Origin of the sequence: uncultured Salinibacterium sp. (assembly GCF_963974405.1) — a bacterium.
Lineage (GTDB): Bacteria > Actinomycetota > Actinomycetes > Actinomycetales > Microbacteriaceae > Rhodoglobus.
The window spans coordinates 106936-123717 of record NZ_CAXBBH010000001.1 but is presented as its reverse complement, the minus strand read 5'-3'; the positions used below and the strand labels follow the sequence as shown (position 1 = coordinate 123717).

Below are 16782 nucleotides of genomic sequence, written 5' to 3'. Positions count from 1 at the left end.
CAAGGGCAGGCTACGCGAAAAATTGCCAAAACTATACCAAAAAAGGTATAGTTTTGGCACGGAGGAATCATGACATTGCGAACAGAGCTGTGGCCAATCGCCGCTAGCCAGTACGGATTCGTCACTACTCGGGATGCACGAGACCTGGGCTATTCGGCGGTGGAGCTAGCGAAGCTTGCTTCGAGAGAGAAGCTGGAACGGATCTCTCAGGGCCTCTACCGGTTTCCAGAACTACCGCAAACAGCGCGCGACGATTACATGCGCGCAGTGCTGGCAACCGGGGCACCTGACGCGATCCTTTCCCATGACACGGCGCTGCTCGTGCACGACCTCTGCGACATCAATCCAGAGATCATCCATGTGAATGTGGGAAAGCATCGCGTCCGCAGGAACATCTCTGGCGTGCAGCTACATAGCGATCACATATCGCCCCGCGAGCGAAGCTGGTGGGAAGGAATTCCAGTAGTCACTGTGCTCACGGCGATCGAGCAAGGCATCGCTACAAAAGTGCCCAGACATCTTCTGCATCAGGCGATTGGGGCCGCGCGTGCGAGGGGGCAGTTGACTGCTCTGGAGCTGAGCGAGCTGGAGAGCAACCTGTGACGCATGCTTTCGACGGTCTGCCGCCGCGGGAGGCTCCGCCCAAGAACACGACAGCTCTCAATTCCTTTCTCAACGCAGCCGCGAAGAAAACGGACCAAGCCTTTGACCGTCTTGGCTGGCTCACCGGTTCGGTGATTGTGATGGCAGCGTTGCAACGAGCCTTGGGCTCTGACGGACGCCCGGACTTCCTGATCAAAGGCGGCGCGTACCTGGAGCATCGCTTGGAAGTCGGGGCGCGAGCAACAAGAGATGTCGACACTGTTTACAGGGGTGCCATTGCAGATTTTGAGACTGCGCTGGATTCGGCGCTCGCGCAACCATGGGAACCGTTCGAGCTAGCGCGAACGGAGATTGAGGTGGTCGAGAACGCCCGTACCACCAACAAGCCGCGGCGCTTATACATTCAGCTCAAGATTCGCGGTCAAGTTTTTCGCAAAATCAAAGTGGAGGTGTCTTTCTCCGAAGGAAGGATTGGCGACGAGGATGAGCGCTTCGCTGCGCCTGACCTGAGCGCGCTCGGGCTTGGTGCGCCTGATGAAATCGCCGGAATCACCATGGCCTACCAGGTTGCACAAAAACTTCATGCCTGCACTGACCCGGATGCCCCCGCTCCGGAAGGCGACGGCAAACCATTCTTTAACGACCGCGTGCGTGACGTCGTAGATTTGCTGTTGCTGCGCGGAGCTTTCTTCCCAGAGGGCAGTGAGCTAGGCGCTGTGAGGGTAGCCGCAGAAGACGTGTTTCGGGCGCGCGCACTGGAAGCCGAAGAGCTAGGGCTGGTGCCGCGAACTTGGCCGCCGGAACTAACTGCCTGGCAAAGTTGGGCTGACGGCTGGCGAAAACCTGCCGATCAAGCCGGGATCGAAATCGGCCTTGATGAAGCGCTGGGCGAGCTCAACGAGTGGGTCGCAGAGATAGCGCGAAGCGCCGCGCGATAGCGTTGACCCATGACGGTACTCACCCCAGCACTGCTTGATCGCATCCGGTCGCGCGCCGAGCGTTACGATCGCGAGAACATCTTCTTTACCGAAGACCTGCAAGAGCTGCGTGCTGTCGGGTACTTGAAGCCGCGCAGTTTGCGTGAGCTGTCGGATGACCAACGCCTGCTTGCCGCGTACGCCCCGGCCACGGCGCTCGCCATCAACATGCACCTCGTCTGGATCGGTGTCGCGGGGGCTCTGCGCGAGCGTGGCGACTCGAGCCTCGACTGGTTGTTGGCGGATGCCGAAGCCGGCGAAGTTTTCGCCTTCGGCTTGAGTGAACCCGGCAACGACCTCGTCATGGGGGACTCCCTCACCACCGTCGAAACCGTCGAAGGCGGGCACCTCTTTACTGGTACGAAAATTTTCACCTCACTGTCACCGGCATGGACCCAGCTCGCCCTCTTCGGCAAACACACGGCCGACGACGGCACCGAAACCCTCATCCACGGTTTCATCACCCGCGACACCCCCGGCTGGCGTTCCCTCAACGACTGGGACACCCTCGGCATGCGCGCCACCCAAAGCCACACCACCGTGCTCGACAAAGCGTTCATGCCCGCCAACAAAGTCACCCGGAAACTAGCCGTCGGGGACACCACAGACCCCTTCGTCTTCGCCGTATTCGCGAACTTCCTGCCGCTCATCGCCTCCGTCTATGCCGGAATTGCCGACCGTGCCCTCGAACTCGGTGTCGAAACACTACAGAAACGCCGCTCGGCCATCAGCGGTGAGGCGTACTCCGAGCATCCGGACCTGCGCTGGCGCATGGCGGATGCCGCGCTCGCGCTCGATGCGATCGAACCCCAACTGCACAGCATCGCCGATGACGTCGATGGTCTCGTGGATCACGGGGCTGGCTGGTTCCGCAAACTGACCGGCGTCAAACAACGCAGCACCGAAACCGCACGCCACGTCGTCGACCAAGTCATGCGCTCAGCCGGGGGAGGAGCCTTCCGGAGCACAAGCGAACTCGCCCGCCTGCAACGCGATGTGCTCGCCGGTATCTACCACCCCTCGAACCCGGAATCGGTGTACAAAACGGTCGCGAGCGACCTGTTCGGGAGTTAGGTGGGCACGCGTTTGATGGTTCAAGAACTTCACTTACCGCGGGCGAGTATGGCCTGATGTGGTGGCGGGAAACTTCGACCAAAGGTATGCAGGCGCATGGCACAAGCCGATGCATTCTGCACAAAAGATCGCCGCGGAGAATCCGCCTGCGAAGTGGGGGCCACGATGTTGGCTGCATTGTGGAAATCGATGCCCGCAGCATCTGTGGTCGGAACAAGGTCTCTAAGCTGCGGGCACCGATAGATATAGGTTCCTGAACGGGTGCTAGTTTTCGCCGTGGCGGCGAGGTTCCGCCGACCGCCGACGACGAATTGCGGTAGCGAGCATCGCAACGGTGAAGAAGCCGACACCGGTGAGGATCGCCATGTATGTGGTCGCACCGAGCAGATGAATAGCCAATCCGAGTACGACCGCACCGGCTAACCAGCTTGCGACGATATAAGACCAAGTGCGCATTTCTTGCCTACTTTCTTGTGTATTGGACTGTTAGCAGGTCACTGTGTGCAGCGACCATGTTAGGGGCCCGCCGATAACCACACCAGCGTATGGCATGTTGATTTGGATGCACTTTCCAGCAGCTGCGGCGGACTTGAACTGGTTCCCGAAGGCAAGGATTAGAGCACCTGAGACCACGCCGCAGGTCACCGCACCGGGCCCGCTAGCAATTAGGCCACAGAATGCGCTTAGTAGCGACGCGTAACCAGCGTTAGCTGCATTGGCAACCTGTTTGGTCTCCGACTTTGAAAACTTCATGGCCTGTCCCCACCAGAAGTACAGCGTTTGGGGGTCCGCGACGACAGGGTATGTGACAGGCTGGGCGTCTAGATCAACGACCTGGGTGAGTGTCCCCCCGGAGATTTCGTAGGATGTTGCCACATCCCTCCCCTCAGCGTCGACGGCCCATGGCGCGGCTACCTGCGCGATGGGAACTCCAGATTGGTCGGTAACTATCACCGCACCGGTCTGTGGGTCGGCTATCAGTTGCGCCTCGCCCTCGACGTCAAAAGTGTATTCGTACCGCTGAGGTGCGTTCTTATTAGAAATAACTGTTGCAACCTGCACCGCGCCCGCTGATTTCCCCACCACCACGGTTTGGGAACCATTCTCGTTGTCGAATGAGACAGCGCCTGAAGGGTCAACGGTTGCCTCGCTACTCTCGGAGGCAAAGGGGAGAGTTAGGCCGACTTGAGGATTTCCCTCCGCACCCAAGCGGATGCTATCGGAGCTCAGCGCAGGCAACGTGATTGCGACGCCATTCTGCGCGAGAGCTGTCCTCTGCCCAGACGCTGTGGCCTCCATTGGGGAAGTGACGGCATCGCGCAGCACATCCATTTCGGCCGCGCTAGTTTGCTCCGCCACATTCTTTACTGCCGCTATCGGATCGTTGACGACCTGCGCAAAAGCCGGGCCGGGAGCCACGCCTACAGCAGCGATGCCGACAACGATGGACGCCGCCATGCTCAGGGCGCTCTTAGGTAGAAAACGCACAATTTCTCCTTCGATCGTTCTGTGCGCAGTTCGGTAACCACACACAGAAAATTGATATATATTCATTCAGCATAACAAGGGTAGAAGAAGGTGTCTATGGTTGATCCATGTTCCGAAGAACGCTCCAAGAATGGTGGCAATGCGCACCTCGTATGGACCGGCGTCGCGGAGGCTCTGAGCGAACCCGGCAACGATCTCGTCATGCGGGACTCGCTCACCACCGCCGAAACCGTCGAGGGCGGTTACGCGTTCACGGGCACCAAGATCTTCACCTCGCTCTCCCCGGCAAGCACACCGAGGGCGATGGCAGCGAAACCCTCGTGCATGGTTTCGTCTCTCGCGATGAACCCGGCTGGCGCTCGCTCGGCGACTGGGACACCCTCGGCATGCGCGCCACCCAAAGCCACACGACAGTGTTGGATGGCGCCTTCGTTCCCGCGAACAGGGTCGCCCGCGTGCTGCCCGTCGGGCCCAACGCCGATCCGTTCATCTTCGCGGTGTTCGCCAACTTCTTGCCGCTCATCGCCTCCGTCTATGCGGGCCTCGCCGACCGCGCCCTCGAACTCGGGGTCGAAGCACTGCAGCAGCGCAGCTCGGCGATCAGCGGAGAGGCGTATTCCGAGCATCCGGATCTGCGCTGGCGCATGGCGGATGCCGCGCTCGCGCTCGATGCGATCGAACCCCAGCTGCACAGCATTGTCGATGACGTTGATGGGCTCGTGGATCACGGGGCTGGCTGGTTCCGCAAACTGACCGGTGTGAAGCACCGCAGCATCGAAACCGCACGCCACGTCGTCGACCAGGTCATGCGTTCAGCCGGGGGAGGAGCCTTCCGCAGCACGAGCGAACTCGCGCGCCTGCAACGCGATGTGCTCGCCGGCATCTACCACCCCTCGAACCCGGAATCGGTGTACAAGACCGTCGCGAGCGACCTGTTCGGGAACTAGGCGCGCAGAATACTCTCGCGCGTCGACGTCAGCGTCTCGTCGTCGGGGTCGAGTACGACTGCGAAGATCCCCGAAGTGATCGCTAGATATGCCGCGATAGTTATCACGACCAGAATCAGCACGAGCACGATCATCGATCGCTTCTTTCTTTTCATTTCTGACCTCCCTGTGGAAAGAGTACCTACAACTTCTCTCGACTCGATAACATTCTGAGCAAAACCCATATAAAGAAAGAGTCGTGATGCGCATAGCCCGGTCCCTTGCCCTTGCAGCCTCGATCCTGATGGCTCTCAACATCTCGTCGCCAGCTCTCGCCCAAACGGAGCTGTCGGAGAAAGCAAGTATTCGTTCGATCCTTACTGCGGTAGTAGACCACGACTCTCTCGTTGACACCGACTTTGTCGGAGACGCCGCCAATGTCGAAACCGATGTAGATGCAGTCAATGCGATCGAAGCGAGGGTGAACGGCACCGACGTCGTTATTCCTAGCTCGATCGTTGCGCCCATTTCCGTCGGTGACCGAGATCAGATTCTCACTATTGGTCGCCCCGAACTCACTGCCGTCGAAACAGTTGAGCTCGCCCCTGGCGCGATCGCCCATACGAGCAATGAAGGTGTCACCACAATTTCTGCGGTTAATTCTGATGGCAGTGTCCAGATCGGCACCATCATCGACAACTCGTCAGCGCCCAGTAGGTTCGACTTCGAGTTGGGCCTCCCTCATGGGGGCAGCATCTATGAACTGAACGGGCAAATATTCGTGCTCGACGCGGCGGGTGAACTCGTTGGTGGTTTCGCTCCGGCATGGGCTAAAGATGCCAACGGGCTGGACGTGCCTACACAGTACGAAGTTTCCGGCTCGACTTTGACTCAATTCGTGGACCATGACCGCCCTGGGGTTGTCTATCCGGTAGTGGCAGACCCAGCGTACGCACGAGGCATGATTTCACAGGTGAAGTGGGAGCGTTGGCGTAATGGGGGGTGGGAGGTTCGCTTGACTGTAACCGCGTTAGCGCGATGGACTCAGCCGATTAATCCAGGCTTCGTTTACTCAGCTGGCTTAGCCGACCTTCGAGAACACCACCCAAGCTCAATGCAATACAAAACTATGGCTCAGCAGTGGGACTGCCACGTCGCTGGGCTGCCCGGCACGATTAATATTGATCTTGAGAGTTATCGACGAAGTTGGGACAACTGGCGTGCAGGTATTATTCCTGCCATCTTGCAGGGCAATCCGGCTAAGGCGTGCAATTGGTGATTTAGGCCGTGAACAGTCGTGGGCTCTCTCAGGTCGAGCCGCGCTCGCCCTCGACGCGATCGAACCCCAGCTGCACAGCATCGAAACCGCACGCCACGTCGTCGACCAGGTCATGCGTTCAGCCGGGGGAGGAGCCTTCCGCAGCACGAGCGAACTCGCGCGCCTGCAACGCGATGTGCTCGCCGGCATCTACCACCCCTCGAACCCGGAATCGGTGTACAAAACGGTCGCGAGCGACCTTTTCGGGAGCTAGCCGCCGGCGACTGAGATGCTCACCCAGCCCAACAGCGCAAGAACAACAGCGACACCGCCGAGCGAGATCGCGATACGCGGTCGCTTACCCAGAACTAGGTAGTAGAGCGCGGTCGCGATAGGTGCGGTCCACGCTCCCGCCGCGATCATGAACATGCCCAGGAACACGGGAGTGTCTAGGTGGGTGATGAGCCCCGTCACGAAGACGGCGAGACCGGGCACGATTCCGAAGAGTGGACTCAGCGCGATGAATAGTGCGATGGGGAGCGCTCGAGCGGGAACTCGTGCGCTCAGCCACAACCACGTTGGCACGCCGAACAGGGCTGCTACCGGGAGGCCCAGTGCGGTTGCGCGGGCGAAAGCGTGCAGCAGCTCTGAACCAATCGAGCCGTAAGAGGGACTTCCCAGCACCACGAGCGCAGTGCCCAGGGCCAATGCCACCGCGACGCAGCCGAGAACGGCGGCGATGTCCTTGAGGTTTCGGCGCGGGTGCATGCTCGCCGGGGCCGAAACGGTATCGATGTGCTGTTCTGGCGCTGCTGTCGTCACTGGTCCACATCCCCTTGAGCCACCTTGAAATGTGACTCGTCCTCACTCGAGGTTACACCGCAGCAACCTCGCGCGCCCCGAGCCGCAAGCTGACGTCGTCGTCGCGACGCTCATCATCGTGATGGCTGACAAGCACCACGACCTTGTCGGCGAGAGCCGTGCGCAGGTCGGTGATGAGGTGCTCGGCGCTCGCGGCATCCAAGTGGGCGGTCGGCTCATCGAGCAGTACGACATCCGCACGGGTGAGGAGAGTGCGGGCAACCGCGAGGCGCTGACGCTCACCGCCCGAGAGGCTTTCGCCCGCCGAACCCACACGAGTGTCGAGACCGTGATCGAGTGAATCGAAAAGCGGACCAAGACCGACCTGGCGCATGACGGCAACGAGCTCCTGCTCGGACGGTTGATCATCGTAGGCGCGACCCAACAGCAGATTGCCGCGAATCGTCGAATCGAAGAGGTGCGACTCCTGCGGGCACCATGTGACCGCCGCGCGCAATTGCTCAGGCGACAGCTTGCGAGCATCCACCCCATTGAGGCTCCAGGAGCCAGCAGCCGCCGGAAGATAGCCGAGCAGCGCGGCCAACAGCGTCGACTTACCCGCCCCCGATGGCCCCTCAACCACAAGCCACTCGCCGCGCTCAACCCGAGCGGTCGCGCCCGAGAACGCGAGCGTCGGGCTCGACGGCCAGCGGATGCCGAGCTCCCGCAGTTCAAGAATGGTCACGTCACCCAGTGGTTGGTCTGCGCTCGCGGCGCCTGCGCCGGCGTCGCGACGACTGTCGGCAGCCGCGGCAGCCCCATCCGCAGCGGCAGCCGCATCCGCGCCGGCCGTCACTCCGCGCACTTTGGCGAGCGCGGCGCTGAGCGCTGGCCACTGCTGCACGGAGTCGACGAAAGCGATGAGCGAGTCGACGAGGCCGATGGGGATGAGCACGAGTACGGCAACGATGCCGATGGGGAGCGTTCCAGCGACAACGGCCGGGGCCGCGATGGGCAACATGGCTACGGCGGTCACGGAGCAGGCGAGTACGACGACGGCGTTGCCGATGCCGAGAGCGCGGGCGCTGCGGCGGGAGAGTGCGCCGGCTTCAGCGTCGATGCGATCGAGGCGGCCGAGCATCCGTTCCCCGACTCCGTTGGCACGCAGATCGGTGGCCGCGCCGGTGAGCGCCGCAAAGGCACGAACGACTCGCGATTGCACTTCGGCGATACCTTGCGCGGCCGATCGGTCAACCCACACGGCAACGAGAGGGGCCAGAACGAGGCCGGCGGCGAGACCCCAGAGCAGCACGGGAACGGCTGGCGCGTGCAGCAGCCCCACCGCGATGAGTGCGGCAAGGGAGGTTCCGATGGCAACTGCGGGAGGGAGAACGACGCGAGGAACAAGGTCGCGCACACGATCGGCGGCCGCGACGAGATAGTCGAGAGCCACCCCGCCATTGGCGAGAGCGCGCGAACCGAGAGCCCGAGCGCCGAGACCGTTCCACAGAGAAACGCGCAGCTCGATCAGCGAACGAAGCACCGCGCTGTGGGTGGCGAGCCGCTCCGAGTAGCGCAGCGCTGCCCGCCCGATGCCAAAGAAGCGCACTCCCACGATCGCGACAAGCAAATACATGATGGGCGGATGCTCGCTGGCCCGCACAATCAGCCACCCCGAAATCGCGGTCAGCGAGATCGCGAAGAGGCTCGCGCCAACACCGAGAGCAATTGCTCCGACGAGAGTGGGCAGTGAGGGGCGCACAAACTCGAGTAGGCCGGCGAGAGTGGCGCGGGGGGAGCGGGGTGCGGCGAGAGCGTCAGCATCCGCTTCGCCAACAACAGTGAGGGGGTCGATGCGGGCCTCGACGGCGCGGGTGCCGCCCGAGGTGCCGACAGCGATGATCTGGTCGGCAAGAGCCGCAATGCCGGACTCGTGCGATGCGACGATCACCGTTACAGGGCGACCACGCAGTTCGGCGATTGCGGCTTCAACGCGGGCAGCGGATGCCGGATCAAGGTGGGCCGTCGGCTCATCCAGCAGCAACAGCTCTGCTCCCGCTTCGACGCGCAGTAGTCCGCGCGCAACAGCGATGCGCCGCAGTTCGCCGGGGCTCACTTGGCGAGGATCGGATTCGGCAATGTCGGTGAGGGCGAGTTCCATGAGCACAGCGCTAATCGCTTGCTCATCGTCGCTGTAGAGCCGCAGTTCGTCGATCACGGTGTCAGCAACGGTGTGCGGATGTTGCGGAACCCACGCCACTCGGGAGGGATCAACGCCCCACACGCTGCCGCCGCTCGGCTCACGATTACCGGCCAGCACTTCAAGAACACTGGATTTTCCGCTGCCGCTGGGCCCATCCAGGGCGGTGATGGTGCCTCGTGTTGCGCGAAAGCTCAACTGGTTTACGGTGGGAGCAGCGCGGCCCGCATAGCTGATGGTCAGATCGGTGACGCGGAAGTTGCCGTCGCTTTGGCGGTGCTCGCGCGAGCGGGGCGCATCGATGATCGAGCGTGCTCGGCGAAGCGCCGTTAGCCCATTCTCGGAGGAATGGAATGCTGCGCCGAGTTCGCGGAAGGGAGCAAAGCACTCCGGCGCGAGCACAAGCGCGATCAAGCCGATCGTGAGGGGGAGCTGATCATTGACGAGTCGAACACCCACAAACACGGCGACAACCGCCACCGAGATTGTGGCAATCAGTTCGAGCACGAGCGCTGAGAGGAAAGCGGTGCGCAGAGTCGCCATCGTCGTTGTACGGTTCTCGGCCGAGATCGCCCGCAGAGCTTTCGACTGCTCGCCCACCCGGCCAAGGCCGACCAGCACCGGCAGGCCGCGCGCGAGCTCGACGAGATGATCAGAGAGGCGTTCAAGGCTCGCGCTTGCGGCCTCGGAACGCTCCCGGGTGTGAGAGCCGACAAGCACCATGAAGACAGGAACCAGCGGCACCGTGAGCACGATGATGAGCGCGCTCACCCAGTCGACGGAAAGGATGCGAGCGCCAACCAGCAGGGGAACCGTCGCCGTCGTCACAATCGCCGGTAAGACAACGCGATAGTAGTTGTCGAGTTCATCGAGACCGACAGTGGCAACAGCAGTACTCGAGCCGACACTCGAGCGGCTGCCCGTGAGCATGCGCTCGGCAAGATCGCGGCGCAATGATTCTTTCGCGCCGAGAGCAGCGCGGGTCGCGAAACTCTCGGTGCCCCATGCGGTCGCTGCGCGCAGCACCCCGGCAGAGATGCCAAGCACAATAGCGAACTGCCAGGCTGGGGCATCCGTTTCGATGACTCCCACAACGCCACGGGCGACGGCCTCGGCCATCAGCACAAGAGCGAGACCTTTGAGCGTCGAGAGCAAGCCCAGCCCGAACAGTGTGTGCACACCGCCCGGACCGAAACCTGCTGCGAGCCGTTCGCGAAGCTTCTCTCTCATGCCCTCCATGGTGCCCTAGCGAGCTGAAGAAACGGGTGCCACAGCGGGCTTCACTACGTGAGCCTCAGGAATGTGCTTCTCGCTCAGGCGCTTGCGGAAGACCCAGTAGGTGTAGCCCTGGTAGAGCAAGACGAGAGGCAGGCCGAAGGCCGTGACGACAGTCATAACGCTCAAGGTATATTCACCGCTGGCCGCATTCGAGATCGTGAGATTGAACGCCTCATCGATCGTGGACGGCAACACGACGGGGTACACCGCGGCGAAGATGGATGACGCTCCCGCAACCAAGAAGGCGGCGATGCCGATGAAAGCGTAGCCTTCGCTCCCGGCCTTGGCGCTGAGCCAGCCGAAGACGACCGCAACCACGGCGAAGACGACGAGCACCCAAGTGATGACTGAACCGCTCTGCAGCTGCACGGCGATGACCCACGCGACGATCGGGAGCAGTGCGACGGGGCTCCAGCGCACGAGGAAGCGACGTGAACGCTCACGCACAGCGCCATCCGTTTTGAGCCCGAGGAAGGCAGAGGCGTGCACGAGTGAGAAGCCGACAACAGCAAGCCCACCGAGAATGGCGTACGGCGTGAGCCACGCGAAAGCGCCGCCGACCCGGTCACCATTGGCGTCGATGGGGAGGCCGGTAGTGGTGAGCGCGAGGGCCGCACCAATACCGAATGCCGAGCCGAGCGAACCGAGACCGAGTGCGCGATCCCACCAGATGCGCCAGCGCTCAGTCGACCCCTTGCCGCGGTATTCGATAGCGACAGCACGGAAGATCAGACTCACGAGAACAATCGTCAGCGGTATGTAGAGCGCGGAAAACAGGGACGCATACCAGAGCGGGAATGCAGCGAACGTAGCGGCGCCGGCGGTAATGAGCCAGACCTCGTTGCCATCCCAAACCGGGCCGATGGCATTGAGCATGAGCCGACGCTGCTTGTCACTTCGCGTACTGAAGAGCAACAGCATCCCGACACCGAGATCGAAGCCCTCAAGAAGCAGGTAGCCGATCCACAGTGCCGCAATGGCGATGAACCAAATAGTGGGAAGAAGTTCCATGATTGCGTGCCCTTCTGCTTAGTAGGCGAACGCGAGAACGTCGTCGCGTCGGTTGGGGTTATCTGGGTCATCGTTGTCGTCAACCGGATGCGCGAGCTCGGGCATCGCTGAGGCAACGCCACCGCGCACGTACTTCACGAGGAGTCGGAACTCGACGACAAGGAGAGCGCCGTAGACCAGGCCGAGGGCAACGAGCGAGAAGATGATCTCTTCTCCGCTCACGCCGGGGGAAACTGCTGCGGCGGTGAACATGAACACACCATCGACGCCACCGGGGGTCGGGTTCGGGGCAACCACGAAGGGTTGGCGACCCATCTCGGTGAAGACCCAGCCGGCGATGTTGGCGCCGAATGGAGCAGCGATGCTGGCCAGGGCGGTTCCCATGAGGAACTTCGAACGAGGCACCGTGCCTTTGCGCACCATCCACAGGGTGAGCAGCGCGAAGCCGGCAGCGAGTGCACCGAAACCAATCATCAGGCGGAAGCCCCAGTAGGTGACCTCCATGATGGGCAAGTAGTTGATCTCTTGACCGGCGCGTTCTCCATAGAGCGGGTCATCGGGCAGGTTGGTGCCGTACATCTCTTGGTACTCGGGAATCAGAGTGTTGACGCCCCTGATCTCGGTGTCGAAGTCACCGTGCGCCAAGAACGAGAGGATCCCAGGAATCTCGATGATCCCGACGACCTCGTCGCAGTTTTGAGAACCAATGTTGCCGATCGAGAGCACGGAGAAGCTCGTGCCGTCGTGGCAAGCCGCTTCGGCTGCGGCCATCTTGAGCGGCTGCTGTTCGAACATCAGCTTTGCCTGCAGGTCACCCGTGATGGCAACCCCACCGAATCCGATGATGGCGATGACAGCGGCGATACGGATGCTCTTAATCCAGACCGCGTGATCGGTGCGATCGCGACCGGGGATGCTGGCGTTCTCGCCGACGACGACGCGACCCGTGGCATCCACGGTGTCGATGCCGTCGCGGCGGCGCTGCCAGAGCTGGTACCAGGAGATGCCGACGACGAAGCCCGCACCGACGGCAAGGGCACCCATGATGGTGTGGGAGTAGGCGGTGAGAGCTGTGTTGTTGGTGAGCACTGCCCAGATGTCGGTCATCACGGGGCGACCGTCGACGAGCTCAACACCGACGGGGTGCTGCATCCAGGAGTTGGCGACGATGATGAAGAAGGCCGAAACGACAGAGCCGGCAACAGCGATCCAGAGTGAGGCAAGGTGGATCTTCTTGGGCAGGCGGTTCCAGCCGAAGATCCAGAGCCCGAGGAAGGTGGATTCGAAGAAGAAGGCGAGGAGTCCTTCCATGGCTAGCGGTGCGCCGAAGACGTCACCGACGAAGCGCGAATATTCGCTCCACGCCATGCCGAATTGGAACTCTTGAACGAGACCGGTGGCAACACCCATGATGAAGTTAATGAGGTACAACTTGCCCCAGAACTTGGTCATGCGTAGCCACTTCTCGTCGCCGGTGCGCACCCACTGGGTCTGCATAAGCGCGACGACGGGGCCAAGGCCGAGCGTGAGGGGAACCATGACGAAGTGGTAAACGGTAGTGATTCCGAATTGCCATCTGGCGATTTCTAGGGGGTCCACTCCAAGCCTTTCTTTCTGCGGCCGTGCTCTGATGCGGAGGGCTAGTTCTACTTGCTGTAGAAGTCCTGTGCATCTATTTCTACACCCTTGTAGAAAATATTTCTACCTAGGGTAGAATTAGCTCATGAACTCCCTAGGCGAACTTGAACGCAGCGTGATGGACTTGCTGTGGGCTGGTGGCGAAAGCCTCTCTGCCTACGACCTGCAGGCCAAGCTTGCTGCGCCGGAAGGTTTAGGCCGAGAGCTAGCTGCCACGACGATTCTCACTGTGCTTTCTCGCCTCGAGAACAAGAATTTTGTCGTGCGCGAACGCGACTCCCGCCCGCACCGCTACCGCGCTGCCGCTCGACGTGAAGCGCACATGGCAGATCTCATGCATGAAGTGCTGGGCGGCGCCAACGATCGCGCTGCCGTCCTTGAGCGGTTTGTCGGCCAGGTGTCGAACGAAGAGGCGGAGACTCTCCGTCGCATCCTCGCCGGGCGGTAAGTATGGTCGCCGCCGCTATCGGGCTCGGCGTTATCGCAATTCTGCTTGCGTGGCCCGTGCCCACTCTCCTTCCGGGTGCTTCCTGGGCGTACCGTCGACCGACCCTCGGATTGCTTGTCTGGCAGTCCGTTGCGCTTTTGGGCGGGTTCAGCATGATCGGGTCGCTAGTTCTGCTCGGAGCAGCAACGTTCGCCACTGACCTTCCGGATGCCGCAAACGGCATGTGGAGATTCGTCACGCATAACGAACTCCCCGCTGGCTCCTCCGTCTGGTCGCTGCTTGCTCTCTCTGGCGCACTCTTTCTTACAGTGCACCTCGTGCTCAACCTTCTCGTTACCGTGGTTTATGCCGAGCGCGAGCGTGCCCGCCACTCCCAGCTCATTACGTTGCTGAGCGAGCCGATGACAGACCGCCCAGGCACTCGGCTCATCGATACTCCTGCCCCTGTCGCTTACTGCCTGCCCGGGGCGCTGACCTCCATCACCGTGCTGAGCGCCGGCCTCATCCAGCTGCTCGACGACGAAGAGTTGCAAGCGGTCGTCGAGCACGAGCGCGCTCACGTGCGACTTCGTCACGACATTGTGCTGATCTTCTTTACCGCATGGAAGGTGTCATTGCCGTGGTTGCCAACCGCGCGAAATGCTTCCCGCGAAGTTGCCTTGCTGCTCGAGATGCATGCCGACGACAATGCCCTGCAACACGTAGGCCGCGGCAGCCTCGCTCGCGCCATCACGGTTGTCTCCGAAGGGGGGTCGCTCCCGCAGCGGAGCGAGCTGTCTTCAGCACTACCCGAATCGACGCCCAAAGAACTGCGCGCGCGCCTGCTTCGACTCGCGTAGCTTTCGCGGGGTAGGGCGGTTCAGGACGTGATCACGCTCGGTCTAAACTCGGCTTCATGAACGCGCCTACGCCGAGTGCACCCGCCTCCCTGTGGTCGCGCACCTCCCCGACCACACGGCTCGTTCTCGCGACGGCGCTCGTGCTCTCAATCGCGGGATGCACTACCGCCCCCGCAGGGGACGCGCAACCCGACTCGCCCACCGCATCCGCCAACGCCGGGTCAGCTCCCTCGGCCTGGAGCCTTTTCGAGCCGGGAGCGATCGCCGACTACCAGTTAGGCGGAGCCTACGAGCCCGAAGCGGCAGTGTCGGTGGTCGTGCGGGACTCAGAAGAGCAGCCGCTCGACGGGGCATATTCCATTTGCTACATCAATGGTTTCCAGTCCCAGCCGGGCGAGCAGTGGCCGGCCGAGTTGCTCTTGCGCGACAGCGCAGGCGACGCGGTTATCGACCCGAACTGGCCGGACGAGACGCTGCTCGACATTCGTTCCGAGGGCAACCGTGAGGCTATCGCCGAGCAACTGACCCCCGCGATTATGGGATGCGCTGACAAAGGTTTTGAGGCGGTCGAGTTCGATAACCTCGACAGCTACTCGCGCTCCGAAGGGCTACTTGAGCGCGCGGACGCGATCGCGATGGCAACGCTGCTCGTGCAGGCCGGTCACGAGAATGGGCTCGCGGTAGCGCAGAAGAATTCTGCTGAGCTGCTTGGCCAGGCGGCATCCGCCATTGGCTTCGATTTTGTGATCGTCGAAGAGTGCGACCAGTTCGAGGAGTGCGCTGATTTCACCGATTTTTACGGTGACGCCGTGATCGATATCGAGTACACCGACGACTTGCGGCGACCCTTCGCCGACGTGTGCGCGGATGCCGCAACACCGCGCATCACGATGCTGCGAGATCGCGATCTTACGCCGCCCGGCTCACCAGACTACGTCTACGAGCACTGCTGACGGAAGCCCCGCTAGTCGCTGACCCTCGGTCCGCGAATAAAGGCGAGCGGCAGCGTGAGCAACGAAATTGCAGCCGCGATTAGCAGTGCGGGCGGGAACGCGAACGCTGTGGCGAGCGTGCCGATGAGCACTGAACCGAGGGCTGTTCCGAGGTCGAAGCCGATGTTCCAGACGGCGCTCGCTGTGCCGTATTGCTTGCGTTGCACGGCGGCGAGGGAAAGCACGAGGGTGAGGTTCTGCAGTCCACCGTAGGCAATGCCGACGAGCGTCATACCGAGGAGGAACAGCAGAATGCCCGTGGAATCCGGATTCTGCACAGCGTGGGCGATCGCGAGGAGGCCGGCGACTGAGATGACGACGAGCGGCCACAGGAAGCGACCGGCACCGTAGCGATCAGAGAGGCCGCCGACACCCCAGCGGGTGATCGCGGCGCTCAGGGTGAGCAGGGCGAGCGCTCCAGCGGTCGCCGCGGGCGATGAGCTCATTTGTGGCGCGAAAGTGAGCAGCGCACCGCCGGCGAGAGTCACGCCGCTGAGCAGCATCATGGGGCGCAAAAGGGTGACAGCGAGCATCCGTCGCTGCGATCGGGCGCCCGATGGTGCTGTGACCGGCGTTGAACCGGTGGCGGGCAGCAACTCGCGCTCGGCAGCTTGGGCGCGAAGAATGCGGGCGAGTCGAGGGGCGGAGCTGATGCCCAAGAGGGGCAGCGCGCCGAGCGCAAAGACGGCCCAAAATCCGACGGTCTCCGCGAGCAGAGTTGCGGTAGGCGCGAGGAAGATCTGTGGGATCGCGATTGCGGCGCCGTAGATTCCGACAGCAGCACCGTGTTGGGCGCGGTCAACAAGGTTCGCCACAACGGTCGAGCCGGTGACCGTCAGAATGCCGAAGCCGACACCGCGGACCGCGGAAATAGCGAGAATCCAGCCTAGTTGATCCGAAATGAGAAGCAGCAGTGGAGGAACTCCGAGAAGAGCGAGGCCCGCTGCGAGCACGCGGCCAGTACCTAAGCGCTCCAGGAGTCGCGGAACAAAGGGCTGTGTCATAACGGTGACGAGCAACAACACTCCGTTGACGAAACCGGAGCCCGCTTCCGTGGCCCCGCCCTGAATTGCCCACAGCGGTGCGACAGGAATCAGCGCAATGAAACCTCCGAAACCGGCGGCCGTCAGCACCAGCAGAGCGGGCATTCCTGGCGCGCGCCAGACGGGGGTCGGAGTATCGCGAGAGTTCTGAGTCACGATGCTCAACCCTATGCCCCGCCGGGCCCCGACCGACTCACGTCAGAATT

At 62.0% G+C, this 16782-nt stretch carries 17 protein-coding genes; 9 read left to right on the top strand and 8 right to left on the bottom strand.

Annotated features, from left to right (window positions below; genetic code table 11):
* Positions 1 to 69: 69 nt before the first annotated feature.
* From AACZ26_RS00595 to AACZ26_RS00585, 3 genes are read left to right on the top strand one after another with little or no spacing between them, the layout of a single operon-like run.
* Entirely contained in the window at positions 70 to 603 is a 534-nt protein-coding gene (locus tag AACZ26_RS00595; protein WP_339618347.1) for a type IV toxin-antitoxin system AbiEi family antitoxin domain-containing protein, read from the top strand.
* Complete coding sequence (locus AACZ26_RS00590; protein ID WP_339618346.1) at positions 600 to 1541, top strand: nucleotidyl transferase AbiEii/AbiGii toxin family protein; 942 nt, start codon at positions 600 to 602, stop codon at positions 1539 to 1541. Before AACZ26_RS00595 ends, AACZ26_RS00590 begins: the two co-directional genes overlap by 4 nt.
* Positions 1542 to 1550: 9 nt before the next feature.
* Positions 1551 to 2654 carry an acyl-CoA dehydrogenase family protein gene (locus AACZ26_RS00585; RefSeq protein WP_339618345.1) on the top strand — a complete coding sequence of 368 codons (1104 nt, stop codon included), beginning with the start codon at positions 1551 to 1553 and terminating at the stop codon, positions 2652 to 2654.
* A 264-nt stretch (positions 2655 to 2918) separates the two neighbouring features.
* On the opposite strand, the gene AACZ26_RS00580 is transcribed toward AACZ26_RS00585, so the two are convergent.
* Both AACZ26_RS00580 and AACZ26_RS00575 read right to left on the bottom strand, forming a co-directional pair.
* Positions 2919 to 3110, bottom strand: a complete 192-nt coding sequence (locus tag AACZ26_RS00580; RefSeq protein WP_129072795.1) for a hypothetical protein — start codon at positions 3108 to 3110, stop codon at positions 2919 to 2921.
* Positions 3111 to 3140: 30 nt separating this feature from the next.
* Entirely contained in the window at positions 3141 to 4142 is a 1002-nt protein-coding gene (locus tag AACZ26_RS00575) for a hypothetical protein (protein ID WP_339618344.1), read from the bottom strand.
* A gap of 107 nt (positions 4143 to 4249) precedes the next feature.
* Here AACZ26_RS00575 and AACZ26_RS00570 point away from each other — a divergent pair, with 107 nt between their 5' ends.
* Positions 4250 to 5089, top strand: a complete 840-nt coding sequence (locus AACZ26_RS00570) for an acyl-CoA dehydrogenase family protein (RefSeq protein ID WP_339618342.1) — start codon at positions 4250 to 4252, stop codon at positions 5087 to 5089.
* Here the strand turns inward: AACZ26_RS00570 and AACZ26_RS00565 are convergent.
* Complete coding sequence (locus AACZ26_RS00565) at positions 5086 to 5244, bottom strand: hypothetical protein (RefSeq protein ID WP_339618341.1); 159 nt, start codon at positions 5242 to 5244, stop codon at positions 5086 to 5088. The two genes, AACZ26_RS00570 and AACZ26_RS00565, sit on opposite strands and share 4 nt — an antisense overlap.
* Before the next feature lie 83 nt (positions 5245 to 5327).
* Between AACZ26_RS00565 and AACZ26_RS00560 the strand changes: the two genes are divergently transcribed.
* Together AACZ26_RS00560 and AACZ26_RS00555 are read left to right on the top strand one after the other, a co-directional pair.
* A complete protein-coding gene (locus tag AACZ26_RS00560; protein WP_339618340.1) occupies positions 5328 to 6347 on the top strand; it encodes a hypothetical protein in 1020 nt (339 codons plus the stop codon).
* Positions 6289 to 6600: a hypothetical protein gene (locus AACZ26_RS00555; protein WP_339618339.1), complete on the top strand. Its 312-nt coding sequence runs from the start codon at positions 6289 to 6291 to the stop codon at positions 6598 to 6600. The genes AACZ26_RS00560 and AACZ26_RS00555 overlap by 59 nt, the downstream gene beginning before the upstream one ends.
* Here the strand turns inward: AACZ26_RS00555 and AACZ26_RS00550 are convergent.
* From AACZ26_RS00550 to AACZ26_RS00535, 4 genes are read right to left on the bottom strand one after another with little or no spacing between them, the layout of a single operon-like run.
* Positions 6597 to 7148 carry a hypothetical protein gene (locus tag AACZ26_RS00550; protein WP_339618337.1) on the bottom strand — a complete coding sequence of 184 codons (552 nt, stop codon included), beginning with the start codon at positions 7146 to 7148 and terminating at the stop codon, positions 6597 to 6599. The two genes, AACZ26_RS00555 and AACZ26_RS00550, sit on opposite strands and share 4 nt — an antisense overlap.
* A 52-nt stretch (positions 7149 to 7200) precedes the next feature.
* The gene (gene cydC / locus AACZ26_RS00545) at positions 7201 to 10557 is read right to left on the bottom strand and encodes a thiol reductant ABC exporter subunit CydC (protein ID WP_339618336.1); all 3357 of its coding nucleotides are present in this window, start codon (positions 10555 to 10557) and stop codon (positions 7201 to 7203) included.
* Between the two features lie 15 nt (positions 10558 to 10572).
* Complete coding sequence (gene cydB / locus AACZ26_RS00540) at positions 10573 to 11616, bottom strand: cytochrome d ubiquinol oxidase subunit II (protein ID WP_339618335.1); 1044 nt, start codon at positions 11614 to 11616, stop codon at positions 10573 to 10575.
* Between the two features lie 18 nt (positions 11617 to 11634).
* Entirely contained in the window at positions 11635 to 13215 is a 1581-nt protein-coding gene (locus AACZ26_RS00535) for a cytochrome ubiquinol oxidase subunit I (RefSeq protein ID WP_339618334.1), read from the bottom strand.
* A gap of 124 nt (positions 13216 to 13339) precedes the next feature.
* On the opposite strand from AACZ26_RS00535, the gene AACZ26_RS00530 reads away from it, so the two are divergent.
* From AACZ26_RS00530 to AACZ26_RS00520, 3 genes are read left to right on the top strand one after another with little or no spacing between them, the layout of a single operon-like run.
* A complete protein-coding gene (locus AACZ26_RS00530) occupies positions 13340 to 13702 on the top strand; it encodes a BlaI/MecI/CopY family transcriptional regulator (protein ID WP_339618333.1) in 363 nt (120 codons plus the stop codon).
* A gap of 2 nt (positions 13703 to 13704) precedes the next feature.
* On the top strand, positions 13705 to 14541 hold the full coding sequence (locus AACZ26_RS00525) for a M56 family metallopeptidase (RefSeq protein WP_339618332.1): 837 nt from the start codon (positions 13705 to 13707) through the stop codon (positions 14539 to 14541).
* 56 nt (positions 14542 to 14597) lie between these two features.
* Positions 14598 to 15494, top strand: coding sequence for an endo alpha-1,4 polygalactosaminidase (locus AACZ26_RS00520; protein WP_339618331.1), 897 nt, complete (start codon positions 14598 to 14600; stop codon positions 15492 to 15494).
* 11 nt (positions 15495 to 15505) lie between these two features.
* Here the strand turns inward: AACZ26_RS00520 and AACZ26_RS00515 are convergent, their stop codons facing one another.
* Positions 15506 to 16732, bottom strand: coding sequence for an MFS transporter (locus tag AACZ26_RS00515; RefSeq protein WP_339618330.1), 1227 nt, complete (start codon positions 16730 to 16732; stop codon positions 15506 to 15508).
* Positions 16733 to 16782: the final 50 nt, after the last annotated feature.

Excerpts from the sequence above, each read along its gene's own strand:
- cydC (WP_339618336.1), bottom strand. The coding sequence starts at position 10,557 with ATGAGAGAGAAGCTTCGCGAACGGCTCGCAGCAGGTTTCGGTCCGGGC.
- AACZ26_RS00585 (WP_339618345.1), top strand. The coding sequence starts at position 1,551 with ATGACGGTACTCACCCCAGCACTGCTTGATCGCATCCGGTCGCGCGCC.
- AACZ26_RS00570 (WP_339618342.1), top strand. The coding sequence starts at position 4,250 with ATGTTCCGAAGAACGCTCCAAGAATGGTGGCAATGCGCACCTCGTATG.
- AACZ26_RS00595 (WP_339618347.1), top strand. The coding sequence starts at position 70 with ATGACATTGCGAACAGAGCTGTGGCCAATCGCCGCTAGCCAGTACGGA.
- AACZ26_RS00580 (WP_129072795.1), bottom strand. The coding sequence starts at position 3,110 with ATGCGCACTTGGTCTTATATCGTCGCAAGCTGGTTAGCCGGTGCGGTC.
- cydB (WP_339618335.1), bottom strand. The coding sequence starts at position 11,616 with ATGGAACTTCTTCCCACTATTTGGTTCATCGCCATTGCGGCACTGTGG.
- AACZ26_RS00530 (WP_339618333.1), top strand. The coding sequence starts at position 13,340 with ATGAACTCCCTAGGCGAACTTGAACGCAGCGTGATGGACTTGCTGTGG.
- AACZ26_RS00525 (WP_339618332.1), top strand. The coding sequence starts at position 13,705 with ATGGTCGCCGCCGCTATCGGGCTCGGCGTTATCGCAATTCTGCTTGCG.
- AACZ26_RS00565 (WP_339618341.1), bottom strand. The coding sequence starts at position 5,244 with ATGAAAAGAAAGAAGCGATCGATGATCGTGCTCGTGCTGATTCTGGTC.
- AACZ26_RS00520 (WP_339618331.1), top strand. The coding sequence starts at position 14,598 with ATGAACGCGCCTACGCCGAGTGCACCCGCCTCCCTGTGGTCGCGCACC.